Origin of the sequence: Paenirhodobacter populi (assembly GCF_004022215.1) — a bacterium.
Lineage (GTDB): Bacteria > Pseudomonadota > Alphaproteobacteria > Rhodobacterales > Rhodobacteraceae > Rhodobacter > Rhodobacter populi.
Genome location: NZ_SAUZ01000003.1, coordinates 70,864 through 88,616 on the forward strand (window position 1 = coordinate 70,864; position 17,753 = coordinate 88,616).

General features: G+C 66.8%; 15 protein-coding genes. 5 read left to right on the forward strand and 10 right to left on the reverse strand.

The genetic code is table 11. From position 1 onward, the window contains the following. Positions 1-79: 79 nt before the first annotated feature. The 4 genes from D2T30_RS03485 to D2T30_RS03500 form a co-directional block, all read right to left on the reverse strand. The gene (locus D2T30_RS03485; protein WP_128207661.1) at positions 80-1,453 is read right to left on the reverse strand and encodes an efflux transporter outer membrane subunit; all 1,374 of its coding nucleotides are present in this window, start codon (positions 1,451-1,453) and stop codon (positions 80-82) included. Then, positions 1,450-4,557: a multidrug efflux RND transporter permease subunit gene (locus tag D2T30_RS03490; RefSeq protein WP_128207662.1), complete on the reverse strand. Its 3,108-nt coding sequence runs from the start codon at positions 4,555-4,557 to the stop codon at positions 1,450-1,452. The genes D2T30_RS03485 and D2T30_RS03490 overlap by 4 nt, the downstream gene beginning before the upstream one ends. 4 nt (positions 4,558-4,561) lie before the next feature. Next, positions 4,562-5,770 (reverse strand): efflux RND transporter periplasmic adaptor subunit, encoded by a 1,209-nt coding sequence (locus D2T30_RS03495; protein WP_164884190.1) that lies wholly within the window; start codon positions 5,768-5,770, stop codon positions 4,562-4,564. A gap of 82 nt (positions 5,771-5,852) precedes the next feature. Beyond that, positions 5,853-6,320 carry a hypothetical protein gene (locus D2T30_RS03500; RefSeq protein ID WP_128207664.1) on the reverse strand — a complete coding sequence of 156 codons (468 nt, stop codon included), beginning with the start codon at positions 6,318-6,320 and terminating at the stop codon, positions 5,853-5,855. A 221-nt stretch (positions 6,321-6,541) separates the two neighbouring features. Here D2T30_RS03500 and D2T30_RS03505 point away from each other — a divergent pair, with 221 nt between their 5' ends. Then, entirely contained in the window at positions 6,542-7,492 is a 951-nt protein-coding gene (locus D2T30_RS03505; protein ID WP_128207665.1) for a DMT family transporter, read from the forward strand. A 294-nt stretch (positions 7,493-7,786) separates the two neighbouring features. Continuing rightward, positions 7,787-9,160 (forward strand): sugar porter family MFS transporter, encoded by a 1,374-nt coding sequence (locus D2T30_RS03510; protein WP_128182733.1) that lies wholly within the window; start codon positions 7,787-7,789, stop codon positions 9,158-9,160. Positions 9,161-9,195: 35 nt separating this feature from the next. On the opposite strand, the gene D2T30_RS03515 is transcribed toward D2T30_RS03510, so the two are convergent. Further along, positions 9,196-10,590, reverse strand: coding sequence for a short-chain fatty acyl-CoA regulator family protein (locus tag D2T30_RS03515; protein ID WP_128207666.1), 1,395 nt, complete (start codon positions 10,588-10,590; stop codon positions 9,196-9,198). A 278-nt stretch (positions 10,591-10,868) separates the two neighbouring features. On the opposite strand from D2T30_RS03515, the gene prpD reads away from it, so the two are divergent. From prpD to prpB, 3 genes are read left to right on the forward strand one after another with little or no spacing between them, the layout of a single operon-like run. Continuing rightward, entirely contained in the window at positions 10,869-12,371 is a 1,503-nt protein-coding gene (gene prpD, locus D2T30_RS03520) for a 2-methylcitrate dehydratase PrpD (protein WP_128207667.1), read from the forward strand. Then, the gene (prpC, locus tag D2T30_RS03525) at positions 12,371-13,540 is read left to right on the forward strand and encodes a bifunctional 2-methylcitrate synthase/citrate synthase (RefSeq protein WP_128207668.1); all 1,170 of its coding nucleotides are present in this window, start codon (positions 12,371-12,373) and stop codon (positions 13,538-13,540) included. The genes prpD and prpC overlap by 1 nt, the downstream gene beginning before the upstream one ends. A 4-nt stretch (positions 13,541-13,544) precedes the next feature. Further along, positions 13,545-14,459, forward strand: coding sequence for a methylisocitrate lyase (gene prpB / locus D2T30_RS03530; protein ID WP_128207669.1), 915 nt, complete (start codon positions 13,545-13,547; stop codon positions 14,457-14,459). Positions 14,460-14,545: 86 nt separating this feature from the next. On the opposite strand, the gene D2T30_RS03535 is transcribed toward prpB, so the two are convergent. The 5 genes from D2T30_RS03535 to D2T30_RS03555 are packed head-to-tail and all read right to left on the reverse strand — an operon-like array spanning position 14,546 to position 17,752. Further along, positions 14,546-15,052, reverse strand: coding sequence for a flagellar basal body-associated FliL family protein (locus D2T30_RS03535; RefSeq protein ID WP_128207670.1), 507 nt, complete (start codon positions 15,050-15,052; stop codon positions 14,546-14,548). A 9-nt stretch (positions 15,053-15,061) separates the two neighbouring features. Beyond that, a complete protein-coding gene (flgH, locus tag D2T30_RS03540) occupies positions 15,062-15,802 on the reverse strand; it encodes a flagellar basal body L-ring protein FlgH (protein WP_128207671.1) in 741 nt (246 codons plus the stop codon). A 7-nt stretch (positions 15,803-15,809) separates the two neighbouring features. Further along, entirely contained in the window at positions 15,810-16,244 is a 435-nt protein-coding gene (gene flgA / locus D2T30_RS03545) for a flagellar basal body P-ring formation chaperone FlgA (protein ID WP_128182719.1), read from the reverse strand. Beyond that, positions 16,244-17,029: a flagellar basal-body rod protein FlgG gene (gene flgG, locus D2T30_RS03550; RefSeq protein WP_128182717.1), complete on the reverse strand. Its 786-nt coding sequence runs from the start codon at positions 17,027-17,029 to the stop codon at positions 16,244-16,246. The genes flgA and flgG overlap by 1 nt, the downstream gene beginning before the upstream one ends. A gap of 9 nt (positions 17,030-17,038) precedes the next feature. Beyond that, the gene (locus tag D2T30_RS03555) at positions 17,039-17,752 is read right to left on the reverse strand and encodes a flagellar hook-basal body complex protein (protein WP_128207672.1); all 714 of its coding nucleotides are present in this window, start codon (positions 17,750-17,752) and stop codon (positions 17,039-17,041) included. Position 17,753 lies beyond the last annotated feature (1 nt).

Here is a 17,753-nt window from a genome sequence, read left to right on the forward strand (position 1 = left end):
GGGATCGGGAGGAGACACCCGAATGTCGGGCGACGCGGCCCGGATCCGGCGATCCCGGCGCAAGGATCGGTCCCGCCCGTCAGGGCGCCGCCGCCGCCCCGGCCGTCTGCGACCCGACATAGGCCCCCGCGCCAAGCGCCACCTGCAACGTCGCCCAGTCCACCGCCATCGACTGCACCGCCGAGGCCTGGCTGAGCCGCGCCGAGGCCAGCGACCTGTCGGTGTCGAGCAGGTCGAGCAACGACAGCGCCCCCTGTTCGTAACTGTCGCGCGACAGTTGCAGGGCACGGGCATAGCTGTTGACCGAATTGCCCAGCAGATCGACGGTCCTGCGATCCCGGACCGAACGGCTGTAGGCGGCCTGCACATCCTCGACCGCGCCAAGCACGGTGTTGCGCCAGGTGATCTCGGCCTGCCGCGCCTCGGAAATCGCCCTGTCCCGGCTCGCGCGGAGCGAGGGCTGCGACAGCAGCGGCAGCGATACCGTGGGGCCGAAGCTCCAGGCGTTGTTGCCGCCGCGCGTCACGCTGCCCGACAGGGTCAGCGAGGGCAGCAGATCCGCCGTCGCCACGCCCACCGCCGCGGTTGCGGAGGCCAGCGCCATTTCCTCCGAGCGCACGTCCGGGCGGTTGCGCAGCAGATCCGCCGGGATGCCGGTCGCCTCCCCCCCGCGCGACCGGGGCTGCGCCGCGCCGCGCTGCATCTGCGTGACGAGCGGCGCGGCCGGTTCGCCCAGAAGCGTGGCGATGCTGTAGACCTGTGCCAGAAACTCGGCCTCCAGCCCCGGCAGGTCCGCCCGCGCGGAATCGAGCAGCGCCGAGACCTGCGCGACGTCCAGCTGTGTGGCCGATCCGGCATCGTATTTCTGCTGGGTGACGGTCAGCGTCTCTTCCCGCGTCTGGATCGTCTGGCGGGTCAGCGCCATCGCCGTCTGATAGTAGCGCGCATCGATATAGGCGCCGACGATCGAGGACAGATAGGCCAGCCGCGCCGTCCCCTCATCCGCATGGGCCGCGGCAAGATCGGCCGCCGCCCCTTCGCGTTCGCGCCGGATGCCGCCGAACAGGTCCAGCACCAGCCCCGCCGACAGCGATCCGGTGTTGGCCGTGCCGGTGGCCGCCGTATCCGACCCAGACCGGGTTGCCGCGCCGGACAGGCTGCCGCTGACCGCCGAGGGAACGCCCGTGGCCCGCAGGCTCGCCTCCGCCGCGCGGATCCGTTCGAGCGATCCGGCAATGCCGAGGTTCTGCTTCAACCCGCGATCGACCAGCGTGTTCAGCAGCGGATCGTTGAAGCTGCGCCACCAGGCGCGGGTCGCCACCTCGCCGATCGGACCGGCGGAGCTTTCGCTGAAGGTCGGGGTCAGCGCGATTCCGGGGCGCTGGTAATCCGGCCCGACCGGCGCGCAGGCAGCGGTGGCAAGCAGCAAGAACGAGAGGGTCAGTCGTTTCATTCCGGAGCCTTTTTCAGCGGGACGAGTTTACCTACGCAGACGTAGAAGGCGGGGATCAGGAACACCCCCAGAAGCGTGGCCGAGATCATGCCGCCCATCACCCCGATGCCGATCGAGTTCTGCGCCCCGGCCCCCGCCCCGGTCGCCGTGGCCAGCGGCACGACACCGAGGATGAAGGCCAGCGAGGTCATCAGGATCGGGCGCAGACGCTGGCGCGCGGCCTCGAGCGTCGCCTCGATCAGGCCCCTGCCCTGACGCTGTAGCTCGACCGCGAATTCGACGATCAGGATGGCGTTCTTGGCCGCGAGGCCGATGGTGGTCAGCAGGCCGACCTTGAAATAGACGTCGTTCGACTGGCCGAGCAGCAATGCCGCCGCCAGCGCGCCGAGGATCCCCACCGGCACCGCCAGCATGACCGCGAAGGGGATGGTCCAGCTTTCATACAGCGCGGCGAGGCAGAGGAACACCACCAGCACCGAAATCGCGTAGAGCATCGGCGCCTGCGACCCGGACAGCCGTTCCTGATAGGACAGCCCCGTCCAGGCGACGCCATAGCCGCCGGGCAGGTTCGCGACCAGTTCCTCCATCGCGTCCATCGCGTCGCCGGAACTGACCCCGGGCGCGGGCGCGCCGGAAATCTGCATCGCCGCCGTGCCGCCGTAACGGTCGAGCGACGAGGGCACCGTATCCCAGTTGATGGTGGTGAAAGCCTGGAAGGGCACCATCTCGCCGTCCGAATTGCGCGCTGACCAGCGGAACAGATCCTCGGGCTGCATGCGGAATTGCGCGTCGCCCTGCACATAGACGGGCCGCAGCACGGTTCCCATCTGGAAATCGTTGACATCGGTGCCGGAAAAGATCGTCGCCAGCATCGCGTTGACCTCGGACAGCGTCAGCCCGAAGCTCGACGACTTCTGCCGGTCGACGTCGATCCGCATCGCGGTCTTGTCCTTCTTGTCGTTGCCGCGCAGGTTGGTGACGCGCCCGTCCGCCGTGCCCGCCGCGACAAGGGCATCCGCCGCCGCGCGCAGGGCCGGAACGCCCCGGCCGCTCTGGTCGAGCAGATACATCTCGAACCCCGAGGTGGTGCCCATCCCCTGAATCGCCGGGGGCTGCAGCACCATCACCGTGCCGACGCGGTTCGTCTGCATGAAATGCATATTTGCGCGCTGCACCACGGCGCTGGCCGACAGGGTCGCATCGCCGCTGCGCAGGTCGAAATCCTTCAGCTTGACGAAGACCATCGCGCTGTTCTGCGCATTGCCCGAAAAGCCGAAGCCGAGCGTGGCGAAGGTCGTCTGCACGGCGCCGGATTCGTCGTCCAGCAGGTAATCCTCGACCTTCTTCACCACATCGAGCGTCTGGCGCGAGGTCGAGCCTTCGGGCAGGGTGATCATCGTCATCAGCACGCCCTGATCCTCCTGCGGCAGGAACGAGCTGGAAATCCGCGTGAACAGCACCCCCACCAGAACGCCGATGCAGGCCAGCGCCACCAGCGCCGCGAAGGGCCGTTTCAGGATGCGCTGGTTGGTGTGCAGATAGCCCTGCGTCATCCGCTCGAAATTGCGGTTGAACCAGCGCGCGGGGGCGATGCCGCCGCCTTCCTTGCGCGGCCGCAGCAGCGTCGCGCACAAAGCGGGCGTCAGGATCAGCGCGACCAGCACCGACAGCACCATGGCCGAAACGATGGTGACGGAAAACTGCCGGTAGATGATGCCGGTCGAGCCCGACATGAAGGCCATCGGCAGGAACACCGCCGACAGCACCAGCCCGATGCCGACGAGCGCGGGGGTGATCTGGCCCATGCTCTTCTCGGTGGCCTCGCGCGGCGGCAATCCCTCTTCCTCCATCACGCGCTCGACATTCTCGACCACGACGATCGCGTCATCGACCAGCAGGCCGATCGCCAGCACCATGGCGAACATCGTCAGCGTGTTGATCGAATAGCCGAACAGCGACAGGATGCCGAAAGTGCCCAGAAGCACCACCGGCACAGCGATCGTCGGGATCAGCGTCGCGCGCCAGTTCTGCAGGAAGATCAGGATCACGAGGAAGACGAGGATCACCGCCTCGATCAGCGTATGCACCACCTTGTTGATCGACAGCTCGACGAAGGGCGAGGTGTCATAGGCATATTCGACGCTGACCCCTTCGGGGAAGGCGTTCTTCATCCCTTCCAGCGTCGCGCGCACGCGCTGCGCCGTTTCCACGGCATTCGCCCCGGTGGCAAGGTTGATGCCGAAGCCCGCCGCGTTCTGGCGGCTGAATCGGCTGTCCTGCCCGTAGGTTTCCTGACCGACCTCGATCCGCGCGACATCGCCCAGACGGACCTGCGCCCCCGCCGTGCCGGTCTTGAGCAGGATGTTGCGGAAATCGTCCACGGTGCGCAGCTGGCTCTGCGCCGTCACCTCGGCGGTGAACTGCTGGGCATCGACGGCCGGATTGTCGCCGAGCGAACCCACCGCCACCGTCGAATTCTGCGCCGCGATCGCCGTCGTCACATCGGCGGGCGTCAGCGCATATTGCACGAGGCTCTGCGGATCGAGCCAGATCCGCATCGCATAACCCGACCCGAAGGTGTTGATCGAGCCGACCCCCTCGACCCGCTGGATCGGCCCCTGCACCGTCGTGTCGAGCATGTCGGCCAGCTCGACCGAGTTGTAGCGGCCATCGGCGCTGACCAGCGCCCCGATCATCAGGATCGAGGAGGTCGAGCGCGACACCCGCACCCCCGCGTCCTGCACCGTGTCCGGCAGTTGCGAGAGGATGAGCTGGACCTTGTTCTGCACCTCGGTCTGGGCGCTTTCGGGGTCGATGTTCTGCTCGAAGACGAGGTTGACCGAGGCCGTGCCGCGGCTGGACGAGGAGGTCATGTAGATCAGCCCGTCAAGCCCGGTCATCGCATCCTCGATCACCGTGGTGACGGAATTGCCCACCGCCTCGGCCGAGGCGCCGCTGTAGGTGGCCGAGATCCGCACCGTCGGCGGCGACACCTCGGGATATTGCGAAATGGCGAGGGTGTTCAGACCCAGCACCCCCGCCAGCATGGTGACGATGGCCAGAACCCAGGCGAAGACGGGACGATGGATGAAGAAACGCGCCATCGGATCAGTTTTCGCCCGCGCTGTCGCTGACGATGCCGGTATCGGAAATCGTCGCCGCGACCGGATCTACCTTCTGCCCGGCCTTCATGTTGTCCAGATTGTCGACCAGCAGCCGCGTGCCGTCCGCGATCCCGTCCGCCACGATCCAGGCCCGCTCGGTCGAGCCGATGGAGGTCACGCGCAGTTCCTGCGCCGTGTCGTTGTCATCCAGCACGAACAGCCGCAGCGTTCCGTCGGCCTGCAAGGTGGCGGCAAGCTGCGGCACGAGGAAGGCGTCGGCGGTGCCGAGCGTCAGCTCCGCCCGCACGAACATCCCCGGCAGGATCAGCCGGTCGGGATTGGCGAACCGGAAGCGGACGTTCACCGTGCCCGTCGTGGTGGAGACCGAGGCCCCCACACTGTCGAGCTGCCCCTCGCCCTTGAAGGCCTCGCCGTTTTCAAGCCTGAGCTGCGCCGCGATCCGGTCGCCGGGCTTGATCGCGCCGCTGGTCACCCGGGCGCGCAGTTGCAGCATGCGCGCGCTCGCCTCCGACAGATCGACGTAGATCGGGTCGAGGCTGGTCACCGTGGTCAGCGCGTCCGATTGCCCGCTGGTCACCAGATCGCCGATCGACACGCTGGCGATCGCCGCGATGCCGTCGAACGGGCTGGTGATCCGCGTGCGTTCCAGATTGATCTCGGCGGTCTGGACGCTGGCCTCGGCCTCGGCGATGGCGGCCTGCGCCTGCGCAAAGGTGACGCGCGCGCTTTCCAGCGCCTCCTGCGTCACGCTGGTGCCGACAAGCCGCTCGGCCCGGTCCAGCGCCGATTGCGCGCCGGGCAGCGCCGCCTGCGCGTTCTGCAGGCTGGCTTTGGCAAGGGCGAGCGCCGCGTCATAGCTTTTCGGATCGATGGAAAACAGCAGATCGCCTTCCTTCACCGGATGGCCGGGCTGATAGGCGATCTCGCGCACCACGCCGTCGACAAGCGGGCGGATCGCGGCGGACTGGGTGGCCGAGGCCTGCCCCGACAGGTTCGCTGTCACCGGCACCGGTGCCTTCGACAGCTGCACCACCCCCGCCCGGAGGGTCGCGGCCGGCTGCTGCGCCAGCGCGGGCTGCAGGCAAAGCACCACCGCCGCCCCCGCAAGAACATGTCCAAGGATCATCCTGCCGATCATGACCTGTCCCGCCTTTCCGGTTTCGCCTGTCCCGGCGATATCATTCTGACGCATCCTTGCCCGATCCGGCACAAGGATGCAAAGGAAGTCGTCGGCCTCCGCCATCCGCACCCGGACGGCAGGGCCGGCGGCCTCATTATTGCTGCGTGAACTGGCTCACCGGCCCCAGAACCTTCTCGATCTTCAGCGATTTGCGGTTCACCAGAACGAGAGAGCTGTTCACGACGCGGTATTCATGGGCGCTGTCCGGGGCGGCGACGCGGCTGTTGCCGGCCCGCTGGAACGTCTGACCGCCCTTGGCGCTGTCGCCAACCTTCGGCGCGGTCGTGGCGGATTTCGCGGCGGCCTTTTGCGTCGTGGCGGCCTTCTGGCTGGCCGTGGTCTGCTGGCCCGCCGTAGCCTTCTGGCCCGCCGTAGCCTTCTGGGCCGCCGTGGCCTTCTGGTTGGCCGTGCTTTTCTGCGTCGCCGTGGTCTTTTGCGTCTGCGCGCAGGCGCCCTGCCGGGCGGGATCACAGGTGCCGTTCGTCTGCGCCATCGCCATCGGCGCGGCCAGCGCGCCAAGCAAAGCCAGCGTCGCCGGCAGGATGAACCGTTGTCTTTTCATGATCTGTCCTTCGTCAAACGTCTCTTCGGGACGTTGCATCGGGTCTTCACGTCCGGGCCGGGGCTTTCCGTCTTTGCCTGACGCATTCGTGATGGGGTGATAGGGGGCCGTGACGGGGGGTGTCCGATGCCCGGCATCGGCCGCTTTTCGCCGCTCCGCCGTTGACGCGCCCTGCGCGAAACCGCAAACCTCACCGGAACGCGGCATCAAGGAGACTGCACATGGACCGGACGACCCGGGGCGTCGCACTCGGCTTCGCCTCTTTCGCGATCTTCTCGCTGAGCGATGCCAGCGTGAAGCTGATCGCCGGGGCCATCCCGCCGATGCAGTCGGCCTTCATCGGGGCGCTGTTCGGCTGCCTCGTCCTGCCGTTCCTGCTGACGCCCGGGGACCGGATCACCGATGTCTTCCGCACGGTGAACCGGCCCTTGTGGCTGGTTCGGTTCATCTCCTACCCCGTCGGCGTGATCGGATCCGTCACCGCCTTCACCCACCTTTCGATGGCCGAGGCGATGGTGCTGATGTTCCTGCAACCCGCTTTCGTCACGCTGATGTCGATCTTCTTTCTCAAGGAAAAGGTCGGACCGCAGCGCTGGATCGCCATCCTGCTGGGCTTCGTCGGCGTGCTGATCGTGCTGCGGCCGGGCTTTCGCGAACTGTCGATCGGCCATATCGGCGCGATTTTCGCGGGACTTGGCGGGGCGACCTCGATCGTCGTGTTCCGCGCGCTTGGCCAGAGGGAGAAGAAGGTCTCGCTCGTAGGCGCCGGGCTTGCCGGGGCGATCGTGATCTGCGGCGCGCTGAGCCTGCGCGATTTCGTGGTGCCGCACGGCGCGCAATGGGCGTTTCTGGCGGGCTACGGCATCCTTGCGGCGCTGGCGAATGTGCTGACCACGCGCGCCTCGCTCATGGCGCCGGCGACGCTGGTGGGGGCGACGCAATACGGGCAGATGCTCTGGGCGATCATTCTGGACGACATCCTGTTCAACACCCGCCCCGACATGCCGATGCTGTTCGGCATGGTGTTCATCCTCGCATCCGGGGCGCTGACGGTCCTGCGCGAACACAAGCGCGGCCTGCCCTGGCCCGCGCCCATCGGCGGCGAAAGGCCGGCGGCGGGTATTCTTGTCCATCACGGGGCAAGGGACCGGGAGGAGGCGGACGACCGCTGAGGGAAGCTATGACGGAGGGGGAGCAAGGGGGCCCTGCCCCCTCTTTGCGCATGCGCGCAAATTCACCCCCGGGATATTTATGGAAGAATGAAAGGAAAGTGATTTGAGGCTCGGGCGCCTCCGGTCGGCGGGGGTCCGGCGGTGGCGCCGACCCATAGTTTCCCTAACGTAAGATGAATCTCCGGCCGGATATTGCGCAGGTCGCGCATTTGTGAAATAGCGCTAACATCCGGTGAAGTGTCAAGCAAACCGCATGTCGTGTTAAGCGGGACCGATCCAGGAAGGGACAGTTCAATGACAAATACCTCCTCCCAGTCCGCCCAGGTGCAGCCGATGCTGACACACCCGGGGCTACTGGCATGCACGGTCACGATCGCGCTGGCCGGCCTTCTTTTTGGCTTCGACACCGCCGTCATCTCGGGCACGACCGAGCTGTTGCGCGCGGAATTCGACCTGACGCCGCTGTGGCTTGGGGTCACGGTGTCCTCGGCGCTGTTCGGCACGCTGGTGGGCGCGCTGTTCGCCGGGCGTCCGGGCGACCGCTATGGCAGCCGCGACTGCCTGCGCGCGCTGGCGGTGCTTTATATCGTGTCGGCTCTTGGCTCGGCCATCGCCTGGGACTGGGCCTCGCTCGTCTTCTTCCGGGTGATCGGCGGGCTGGCGGTCGGCGGCTCCTCGGCACTGGCGCCGGTCTATATCTCGGAAGTCGCCCCGGCGAAGCATCGCGGCCGTCTGGTCGCCAGCTTCCAGTTCTGCGTCATTCTGGGGATCCTGCTGGCCTATGTGTCGAACGCCATCATCAGCGGGTTCGACATGGCCCCCTCGGCGGAATGGCGCTGGAAGTTCGGCATCGCGACGCTGCCCTCGCTCGTCTTCATGTGGCTGCTGATGCGCATCCCGAACAGCCCGCGCTGGCTGATCGCCAAGGGCCGCGATGACGAGGCCCGTCAGGCGCTGAACTTCATCGGCCTGCCGCAGGCGCAGGCGGAAGCCGAGATCCGCGAAGTGCGCGGCACGCTCGACAAGGATTCGGACACCGAAAAGCTGTCCTGGACGCGCCACCGCAAGCCGATCATGCTGGCGATCCTCGTCGCCGCGTTCAACCAGTTCAGCGGCATCAACGCGCTGCTCTACTACCTCAACGACATCTTCGCGGCGGCGGGCGGTGCGCTGTCGCCCGACACGCAGGCGATCATCATCGGCATCGTCAACATGATCTTCACCTGCGTCGGGCTGATGCTGATCGACAGGATCGGGCGGCGGACGCTGCTGCTGATCGGCTCGGCGGGGATGACGGTTTCGCTGGTCGTCGCCGGTCTGGCGATGAGCGGGGTGCTCCCCGGCTCCATGCTGCTGGTCGCGCTGATCGTGTTCATCGCCTTCTTCGCCCCCGGCTCGGGCGCGGTGATCTGGGTCTATATCAGCGAGGTCTTCCCGACCCCGGTGCGCGGCCGCGGCGGCGCCGTCGGCGCGTCCAGCCACTGGGGCTTCAACGCGGTGATCGCGCTGATCTTCCCCACCATCGCGGCGGTGTCGGAAAGCATCCCGTTCTACTTCTTCGCGGTGATGATGGCGGTGCAGTTCGTCGTCGTTCTGGCCTATTTCCCCGAAACCAAGGGCGTTTCGCTGGAAAAGATGAGCGAGAAGCTGGGCGTCAAGATGCGCTGAAAAACGGTTGCCGGGCCTGACATCGGGCCCGGCGATCAAGCGGGGCCCGGCCCGCTCGAATAAGGGGCGAAGCGCGCCTCCGCCTCGGCCACGGCAAGCGGGCGGCCGACCATCGGAAAGGCCCGCTGCGGACAGCCGCTGCGTTCGCAGACCTTGCAGCCGGGGCCGATCTTCGTCGCCACCTCGGGGTTGCGCAGGTCGAGCCCGCGCGCATAGACCAGCTTTTCCGCATTGGCGAGATCGCAGCCCAGAGCGATGGCGAAGGTCTTGGCCGCGGCGCCGAAGCCCCCCTGCACCTGCCGCACCATCCGCGCGATCCACAGATAGCTGCGCCCGTCGGGCATCTGCGTCACCTGCCGCAGTATTTCCCCTGGGCGGGCGAAGGCCTCGTAGACGTTCCACAACGGGCAGGACCCGCCCATCCGCGAAAAGTGGAAATCCGTCGCCGACTGCCGTTTCGAGATATTCCCCGCCCGGTCCACCCGGATGAAGAAGAAGGGCACGCCGCGCGCCTCGGGCCGTTGCAGGGTGGACAGGCGATGGCAGGTCGTCTCGAACCCGACGCCGAAGGCCCGCGCCAGCAGGTCGATGTCGTAGCGCAGTTCCTCCGCCGCATCGAGGAACCGGTGATAGGGCAGGATCAGCGCCCCCGCGAAGTAGTTGGCCAGACCGATGCGCAGCAGGGCCTGTGCCTCGGCGGTCAGGCCCGGATCCCCGGCCAGCCGCGTGACCGTGCCCTCCTGTTCCAGAAAGGCGAGCTGTGTGGCGATCTGGAACGCCTGCTGCCCCGGATTGAGATGCCCCGCCAGCCGCAGGATACGCTCGGCCGGATCGTAATGGCGCAGCGCGTCGCCATCGCGGGACTGGGCGATGCGGATGCCGTGCCGCCCCGCCAGCCGGTCGATCAGCCCGGTCAGCATCCGTCCGGGCGGCAGGGCGGAGCCGATCCCCTCGGCCGCCTCGTCGAGTTCGGGGATATAGTTGCGCCGGACATAGAACCAGTCGCGCACCGCCTCGAACGCCTCGGGCGAGCTGACCGGCGGCGCGGTCAGCCGGCCCGCCAGCAGATCGGCGCGTTCCGAGGTCTCGCGCAGGCGGCGCTGCATGTCGATGATCACCCGCGCCACGCCGGGCATGTTCGCCGCGAGTTCGCGCACCTCGGCCATCGAGGCATCCGCCCCCTGATCCGCCAGCGCCACCCGCAGGTCGGTGATCAGCCGCGCCTCGCCGTCATCCGAAAAAAGCTGCACGTCCAGCCCGAAGGCGCCGTTCAGCTTCAGCAGCACCGGCACGGTCAGCGGCCGCTGGTTCTGCTCGATCTGGTTGAGATAGCTGGGAGAAATGCCAAGCGCCTGCGCCAGCGCCGCCTGAGTCAGGCCCCGTTCCTCGCGCAGGCGGCGCAGCCGCACGCCCATATAGGTCTTGGCCATCTTCGCAACCTTCGCAATTCACAAGATCAGCCTTCGCACCGCTACGCAATTTCAGTGGTTTAACGAAAGCCAATCCAGTGAATAACTGATCTTGCCAATTTTGTGAAGAACCATGCCAGGGATCCGCCGGCCGGCTGCGACATGTTCCGCCGCGCCGCGCCGGCGACGTTCCGGGCCGGAGGGGGACCGGCCCGGAACAGAAATCGCAATCACGGACCGCAGCCGCGGCGACGATGCCGCGACCCCGCGCCCGATATTTCAATCGAAGGGAAGAGACCATGAAAACCCATGAAGTGCGGACCTACCGATCGGCCGAACATCTGCCGCGCGAGGATCAGCTTGCCTGGAAGATCGCCGAAGTCGCGGCGGACCCGGTCGAGGTGCTGCCCGAAGTGACCGAGATGATCATCAACCGGATCATCGACAATGCGGCGGTGGCGGCGGCCTCGGTCGCGCGCAGGCCGGTGGCCTCGGCCCGGGCGCAGGCGCTTTGCCATCCCTATCAGCCGGGGGCGACGGTGTTCGGCGTGACCGGGCGCGTTTCGCCCGAATGGGCGGCCTGGGCGAACGGCACGGCGGTGCGGGAGCTGGACTTCCACGACACCTTCCTTGCCGCCGAATATTCCCACCCCGGCGACAACATCCCGCCGGTCCTTGCCGTCGCACAACATTGCGGGCTGAGCGGGACCGATCTGGTCCGCGGGATCGCCACCGGCTATGAAATTCAGGTCGATCTGGTGAAGGGCATCTGCCTGCATGAACACAAGATCGACCATATCGCGCATCTCGGCCCCTCGGCGGCGGCGGGGATCGGCACGGCGCTGAAACTGCCCACCGACATCATCTATCAGGCGGTCCAGCAGGCGCTGCACACCACCACCACCACCCGCCAGTCCCGCAAGGGCGAGATTTCGAGCTGGAAGGCCTATGCCCCCTCCTTCGCCGGCAAGATGGCGGTCGAGGCGGTGGACCGCGTGATGCGCGGCGAAGGCGCGCCGAGCCCGGCATGGGAAGGCGAGGACGGCTTCATCGCCTGGCTGCTCTCCGGCCCCGAGGCGCGCTATTTCGTGCCCCTTCCGGAAAAGGGCGAGGCGAAGCGCGCCATCCTCGACACCTATACCAAGGAACATTCGGCCGAATACCAATCCCAGGCGCTGATCGACCTTGCCCGCAAGATGGGGCCGCTGATCGGCGATCTGAGCCAGGTCGAAAGCATCGTCATCCACACCTCGCACCACACCCACTACGTGATCGGCACCGGCGCGAACGACCCGCAGAAGATGGACCCCAAGGCCTCGCGCGAGACGCTCGACCATTCGATCATGTATATCTTCGCCGTGGCGCTGGAGGATGGCGGCTGGCATCACGCGAAATCCTATGCGCCCGAACGCGCCGCGCGGCCCGAAACCGTGGCCTTGTGGCACAAGGTCTCGACCGTCGAGGACCCGGAATGGACGCGCCGCTACCATGCGCATGATCCGAAGGAAAAGGCCTTCGGCGGCCGCGTCGTGGTGACGCTGAAGAACGGCCGGGTCATCACCGAGGAACTGGCGCTGGCCGATGCCCATCCCGATGGCGCCCGCCCGTTCAAGCGCGAAAACTACAAGCGCAAATTCCTCACCCTGTCCGAAGGCGTCATCGCGCCCGCGGAACAACAGCGGTTCCTGGCGGCGGCGGAAAGCCTGCCGGACCTTGCCGATCTGTCGGCGCTGAACTTCGTGGTCGATGCCGACAAGCTCGGCGCGCCGCGCCCCCATGGCATCTTTGACTGGAGGAAGTGATGAGTGGCACCGTTTCCAAACCGAAGAAATCCGTGGCGCTTTCGGGCGTGGTCGCGGGGAACACGGCGCTCTGCTCGGTCGGGCAGAGCGGCAACGACCTGCATTACCGCGGTTATGACATCCTCGATATCGCCGAGGCCTGCGAATATGAGGAGGTCGCCCATCTGCTGATCCACGGCACCCTGCCCTCCTCGGCGGAGCTGGCGGCCTACAAGGTCAAGCTGCGGACGCTGCGCGGCCTGCCGCTGGCGGTGCGCCAGGTGCTGGAATCGATCCCGGCGGCGGCGCATCCGATGGATGTGCTGCGCTCGGGCGTCTCGGCGATGGGCTGCACCCTGCCCGAGGCCGCCGATCACAACATCCCCGGCGCGCGCGACATCGCCGACCGGCTGATCGCCGTGCAGGGGTCGATGCTGCTCTATTGGTATCATTACGCGCAGAACGGCCGCCGGATCGAGGTGGAGACCGACGACGACAGCATCGCCGGGCATTTCCTGCACCTGCTGCACGGCACCGCACCCACACCCGAACAGGTGCGGGCGATGCACACGACGCTGATCCTCTATGCCGAGCATGAATTCAACGCCTCGACCTTCACCGCGCGGACCATCGCGGGCACCGGGTCGGACGTCTATTCCTGCATCGCGGGCGCCATCGGCGCGCTGCGCGGGCCGAAGCACGGCGGCGCCAACGAGGTCGCCTTCGAGATCCAGAAACGCTACGCCACCCCCGACGAGGCCGAAGAGGACATCCTCGCCCGGATCGGCAACAAGGAGGTCATCATCGGCTTCGGCCATCCGGTCTACACCGTGTCCGACCCGCGCAACGTGGTCATCAAGCGCGTCGCCCGGCATCTGGCCGAAGAGGCGCAATCCACCCGGATGTTCGACATCGCCGAGCGGATCGAAACCGTCATGGACCGGGAAAAGAAGATGTTCCCCAACCTCGACTGGTATTCGGCGGTCTCCTACCACCTGCTGGGCGTGCCGACGGCGATGTTCACGCCGATCTTCGTGATCGCGCGGACGGCGGGCTGGGGGGCGCATGTGGTCGAACAGCGGCAGGACAACAAGATCATCCGGCCCTCGGCCCATTACATCGGCCCCGACAACCGCCGCTTTCAACCCATCGAAGAGCGCGGCGGCTTCCTCCCCGCGCAAACGGAGTGAAACCATGCCCTATCTGATCGGTTCCGATCTTCCCCGCGAACCCGCCGGGAAACGCTTTCGCGACCTGCTCGCCCGGCCCGGCATCCTGCGCCTGCCGGGCGCGCATAACGGCCAGGCGGCTTTGCAGGCGAAGGCCGCGGGGTTCGATGGCCTGTATCTGTCGGGCGCGGCGATGACCGCCTCGATGGGGCTGCCGGACCTTGGCATCATCACGGTGGACGAGGTCGCCTTCTTCGTACGGCAGATCGCGCGGGCCTCGGGCCTGCCGCTGCTGGTCGATGGCGACACCGGCTATGGCGAGGCGCTGAACGTCATGCACATGGTGCGCACCTTCGAGGATGCGGGCGCTGGCGCGGTGCATCTGGAGGACCAGTTGCTGCCGAAGAAATGCGGCCATCTGAACGACAAGAAGCTGGCCTCGGCCAGCGACATGGCAGCCAAGGTCGCGGCGGCGGCGCGGGCGAAACGCGATCTGGTGATCATCGCGCGCACCGATGCCGCGGCCTCCGAGGGGCTCGAAGGCGCGATCGCGCGGGCGAAGCTCTATATCGAGGCCGGCGCGGATGCGATCTTCCCCGAGGCGCTGACCTCGGTCGAGATGTTCCGCGAGGTGCGGGCCGCGCTGCCGGGGGTGAAGCTTCTGGCGAACATGACGGAATTCGGCCGCACGCCGGCGCTGACCGCGCAGGAGTTCGAGGATCTGGGTTACGATATGGTGATCTGGCCGGTCTCCTCGCTGCGCGTCGCCAACAAGGCGCAGGAAAAGCTTTACGCCACCATCGCCCGCGACGGCGCCACGACGGCGATGATCCCCGAGATGCAGACCCGGACGGAGCTGTATGACACAATCGGCCTGAACGCCTTCGAGGCGCTGGACCATTCCATCGCGGCTTCGATCGCGCCGGACTGGAAGGCCTGACGACAGGGCGCGGGGGACCTTTCCCCCGCCCCGGGCCATCCGGGGCGGATGATCCCGCCCCGCGCCGTCCAGCGGTTCCGGGTTTTTCATGCCATGTCCTGACGCACGATGTCGGAAATCAGCACGCTGCGCACATCCTTGCCCAGCACCGACCGCGAGGCTTCGAGCAGGGCACGTCGCAATTCCTCCATGCGCCCGGCCGAGGTGAAATCGCCGCGGAACCCGCCGGCATTCGCGTGATCGAACAGCACCTGCAACAGCATGTCGCGCAGTTTCGGTTCCAGCGTATAGACCTGTTCCGTCTGCCCTGCCCCGACCTCGACGCTGAGCGACAGCACGACGAGCGCCGACACCGCCCCATCGCGAATGTCCGGCACGATGAACTGGTTGTTCAGTTTGACGAATTCGCTTGGCGCGGTGTCGGAGTGGCCATCGGAAGGCACCGCGACATCGGCATCCTCCGCCGCCACCGGCGGACAGTCTTCAGTGCAGGCCTCCTCCACCGGCGCGGGCGCCGGCCGCAGGAACCAGCCCGCCGCGCCGCCGACCGCGATGCCAAGGACAACCATGATGACGGGGAGGATCTTGCGCATCGGCCACCTTCAGAACGGGAGGAGAATATCGGAAACCTGCTGGCCGATCCGCGGTTGCTGCACATCCGTGATCTGCCCGCGTCCGCCATAGGCGATGCGCGCGCCGGCGATCTTGTCGTAGGTCACCTCGTTCTGCCGGGTCACATCCTCCGGCCGGACGAACCCCGTCACCACCAGTTCGCGCACCTCGAAATTCACCCGGACCTCCTGGCTGCCCTGAATCCGCATGGCACCGTTCGGGAGCCGGTCCAGGACCGTGGCCGCGACACGCAATGTCAGCTTTTCCTTGCGCGCGACCGAACCGCTGCCTTCGTAGGAAGATTTCGAGTTGGTCGAATAGGCATTCGCCATCGAGGCGCCGTCGGGCAGCTTGTTGTCCACCCGCTGCGGAATGCCGAACATCTGCGGAATCCCCATCGTGTCGCTTCCGGCCCGGCTGCGATCGGTGGTGTTCGAGATCTCGGCCTTGTCATTGATCTCGATGACGACGGTCAGGATATCGCCGCGGGTCGCCGCGCGACGGTCGCCAAGCAGCGATCCCCGCGAACCCGACCAGAGCGAGGCCTGCCGTGTCGCCGAAACCCGCGCGGTTTCCTCGGGCATGGGCGTGGTGTTGAGGGCAAAGAATTCGTTGCTGGCCTCGACGGGGGTGAATGCCGGCGTCTTGCCGACTTGCCCCAGCCTCTGGCAACCGCCAAGCGCGGCCGTCACCAGAAGCACAAGGGTAACGGATCGGAAGATGGTCTGCATCACGGCCTCATTCAGAATGTACATAGGCGACCCCGTCATCGCCGATGGTCGCATCGACGGTCATTTTCGAGCCGCTGTTCATGACCCGGATCGTGTCGCCGATCCCGCCACGCCCGAGCGCGCGGCCTTCGGCCAGTATCGACAGCCCGCCTTTCCGATAGGCCACCGTCACGCGCTGGTTGCGTTCGATCACCGTGGGCGGAGCGACATCTTCCGGCCGGATCGGCTGGCCCGCATAGACCGCGACGCGGATTTCGCGGCCGATGACGGCGCCGGGGTCCGATACTCCGCCCGGAATATCCTCCGGGACAAGCTTCAGATCCTCGGCCGTCAGGATCGCCCGCGCCTTGATCACGCGCGCGGCGACGAGCGTTTCGGCCCACCCCGCCGCTGGCACGGCAACCGCCAGACATCCGAGCGCGAGCAGAACCCCGACCTTCATCAGCGCACCTGCACCGTGGCGGACAGCATTTCATCCGAGGCCGTGATGACCTTGGCGTTCATCTCATAGCCACGCTGCGCCTTGATCAACTCGGTGATTTCGCGCACCGGATCGACCGAGCTTTCTTCGAGATACCCCTGCCGGAGCGTGCCCAGCCCGTCTTCGCCCGGCACACTGACCTGCGGCGGACCCGACGCCTCGGTTTCCAGAAACAGGTTCGAGCCGATCGCCTCCAGCCCCTTTTCATTGGTGAAACCGGCCAGCGTGATCTGCCCCAGAAGCTGCGGCTGCACCTGATCGATGAAATAGGCATAGACCTCGCCGCTCGCATTGATCGCGAGGGTCTTGGCGTCTTCGGGAATGGTGATCTCGGGCACGACGGGAAAGCCGTCCGAGGTCACGATCTGCCCCTCGGCCGAGCGTTTCAGCCCGCCGTCGCGGGTATAGCCGGAAACGCCCGACGGCATCGTGACCTCGATATAGCCGAGGCCGTCGATCGCCAGGTCCAGATCGCCGCCGGTGCTGGCCAGCGAGCCCTGCGCGGGCTGCACGCTGACCGCCGTCGGCCGCACGCCCAGACCAAGCTGCACCCCCGCCGGCACCATCGTCCCGTCGCTGGCCGCGATCGTCCCGGGCCGGGTCTGCTGCTGATAGAACAGGTCCGCGAATTCGGCGCGCCGGGCGTTGTAGCCGGTCGTCGACATGTTCGCGAGGTTGTTGGAGATCACCTCCACCCGCATCTGCTGTGCGCTCATGCCCGTTGCGGCAATCTGAAGGGAACGCATGAACTCCTCCTATCGGCTGAGAGTGTCGATGACGCCGCGGATGCGGTCGTCCTCGCGTTGCAGGAAGCTCTGCCCCATTTCGTAGGAGCGCTGGACCTCGATCATGCGCGAGATTTCGAGCACCGGATCGACATTGGACTCTTCGAGCCGCCCCTGAAGGATCACCGGCTGTTCCACCGGCACGGGATCGCCCTCGACCCGGAAGCGGCTGCCCGCGACATGTTCGGGAATGGCGCCCTCGGGCGGCAGGAAAAGCCCGATCTGCGCCACCGGCGCCCCGGCGACCGAAACGGTGCCGTCCTGCGCGACGGCGATATACCCCTGACCGGCGGGGACGAAGACCGGCCCGCCGCCCGCATCCAGAACCGGGTGTCCGTCGGGCGTCAGCAACTGCCCTTCGGCGGAAGGGATGAAACTGCCGGCGCGGGTCAGCTGGTTTCCCTGCGGCGTTTCGACCATGAAGAACCCCTCCCCCTCGATCGCCAGATCGAAGGCCCCGCCGGTGGAGACGAGCCCGCCCTGCCGCATGTCGATGTTGCGGCCGTTGCCATAGGCCATCGCCAGCGAAGGCGCCTCGTCAAGCGCGGCGACATATTCGGAAAAGACGACCCCCTCGCGCCGGAACCCGGTGGTGCTGACATTCGCCATGTTGTTGGCGATCGTCTGCATTTCCCGCAACAGGCCCGACTGGCGCGACAGCGTGGCATAGACGGCATTGTTCATG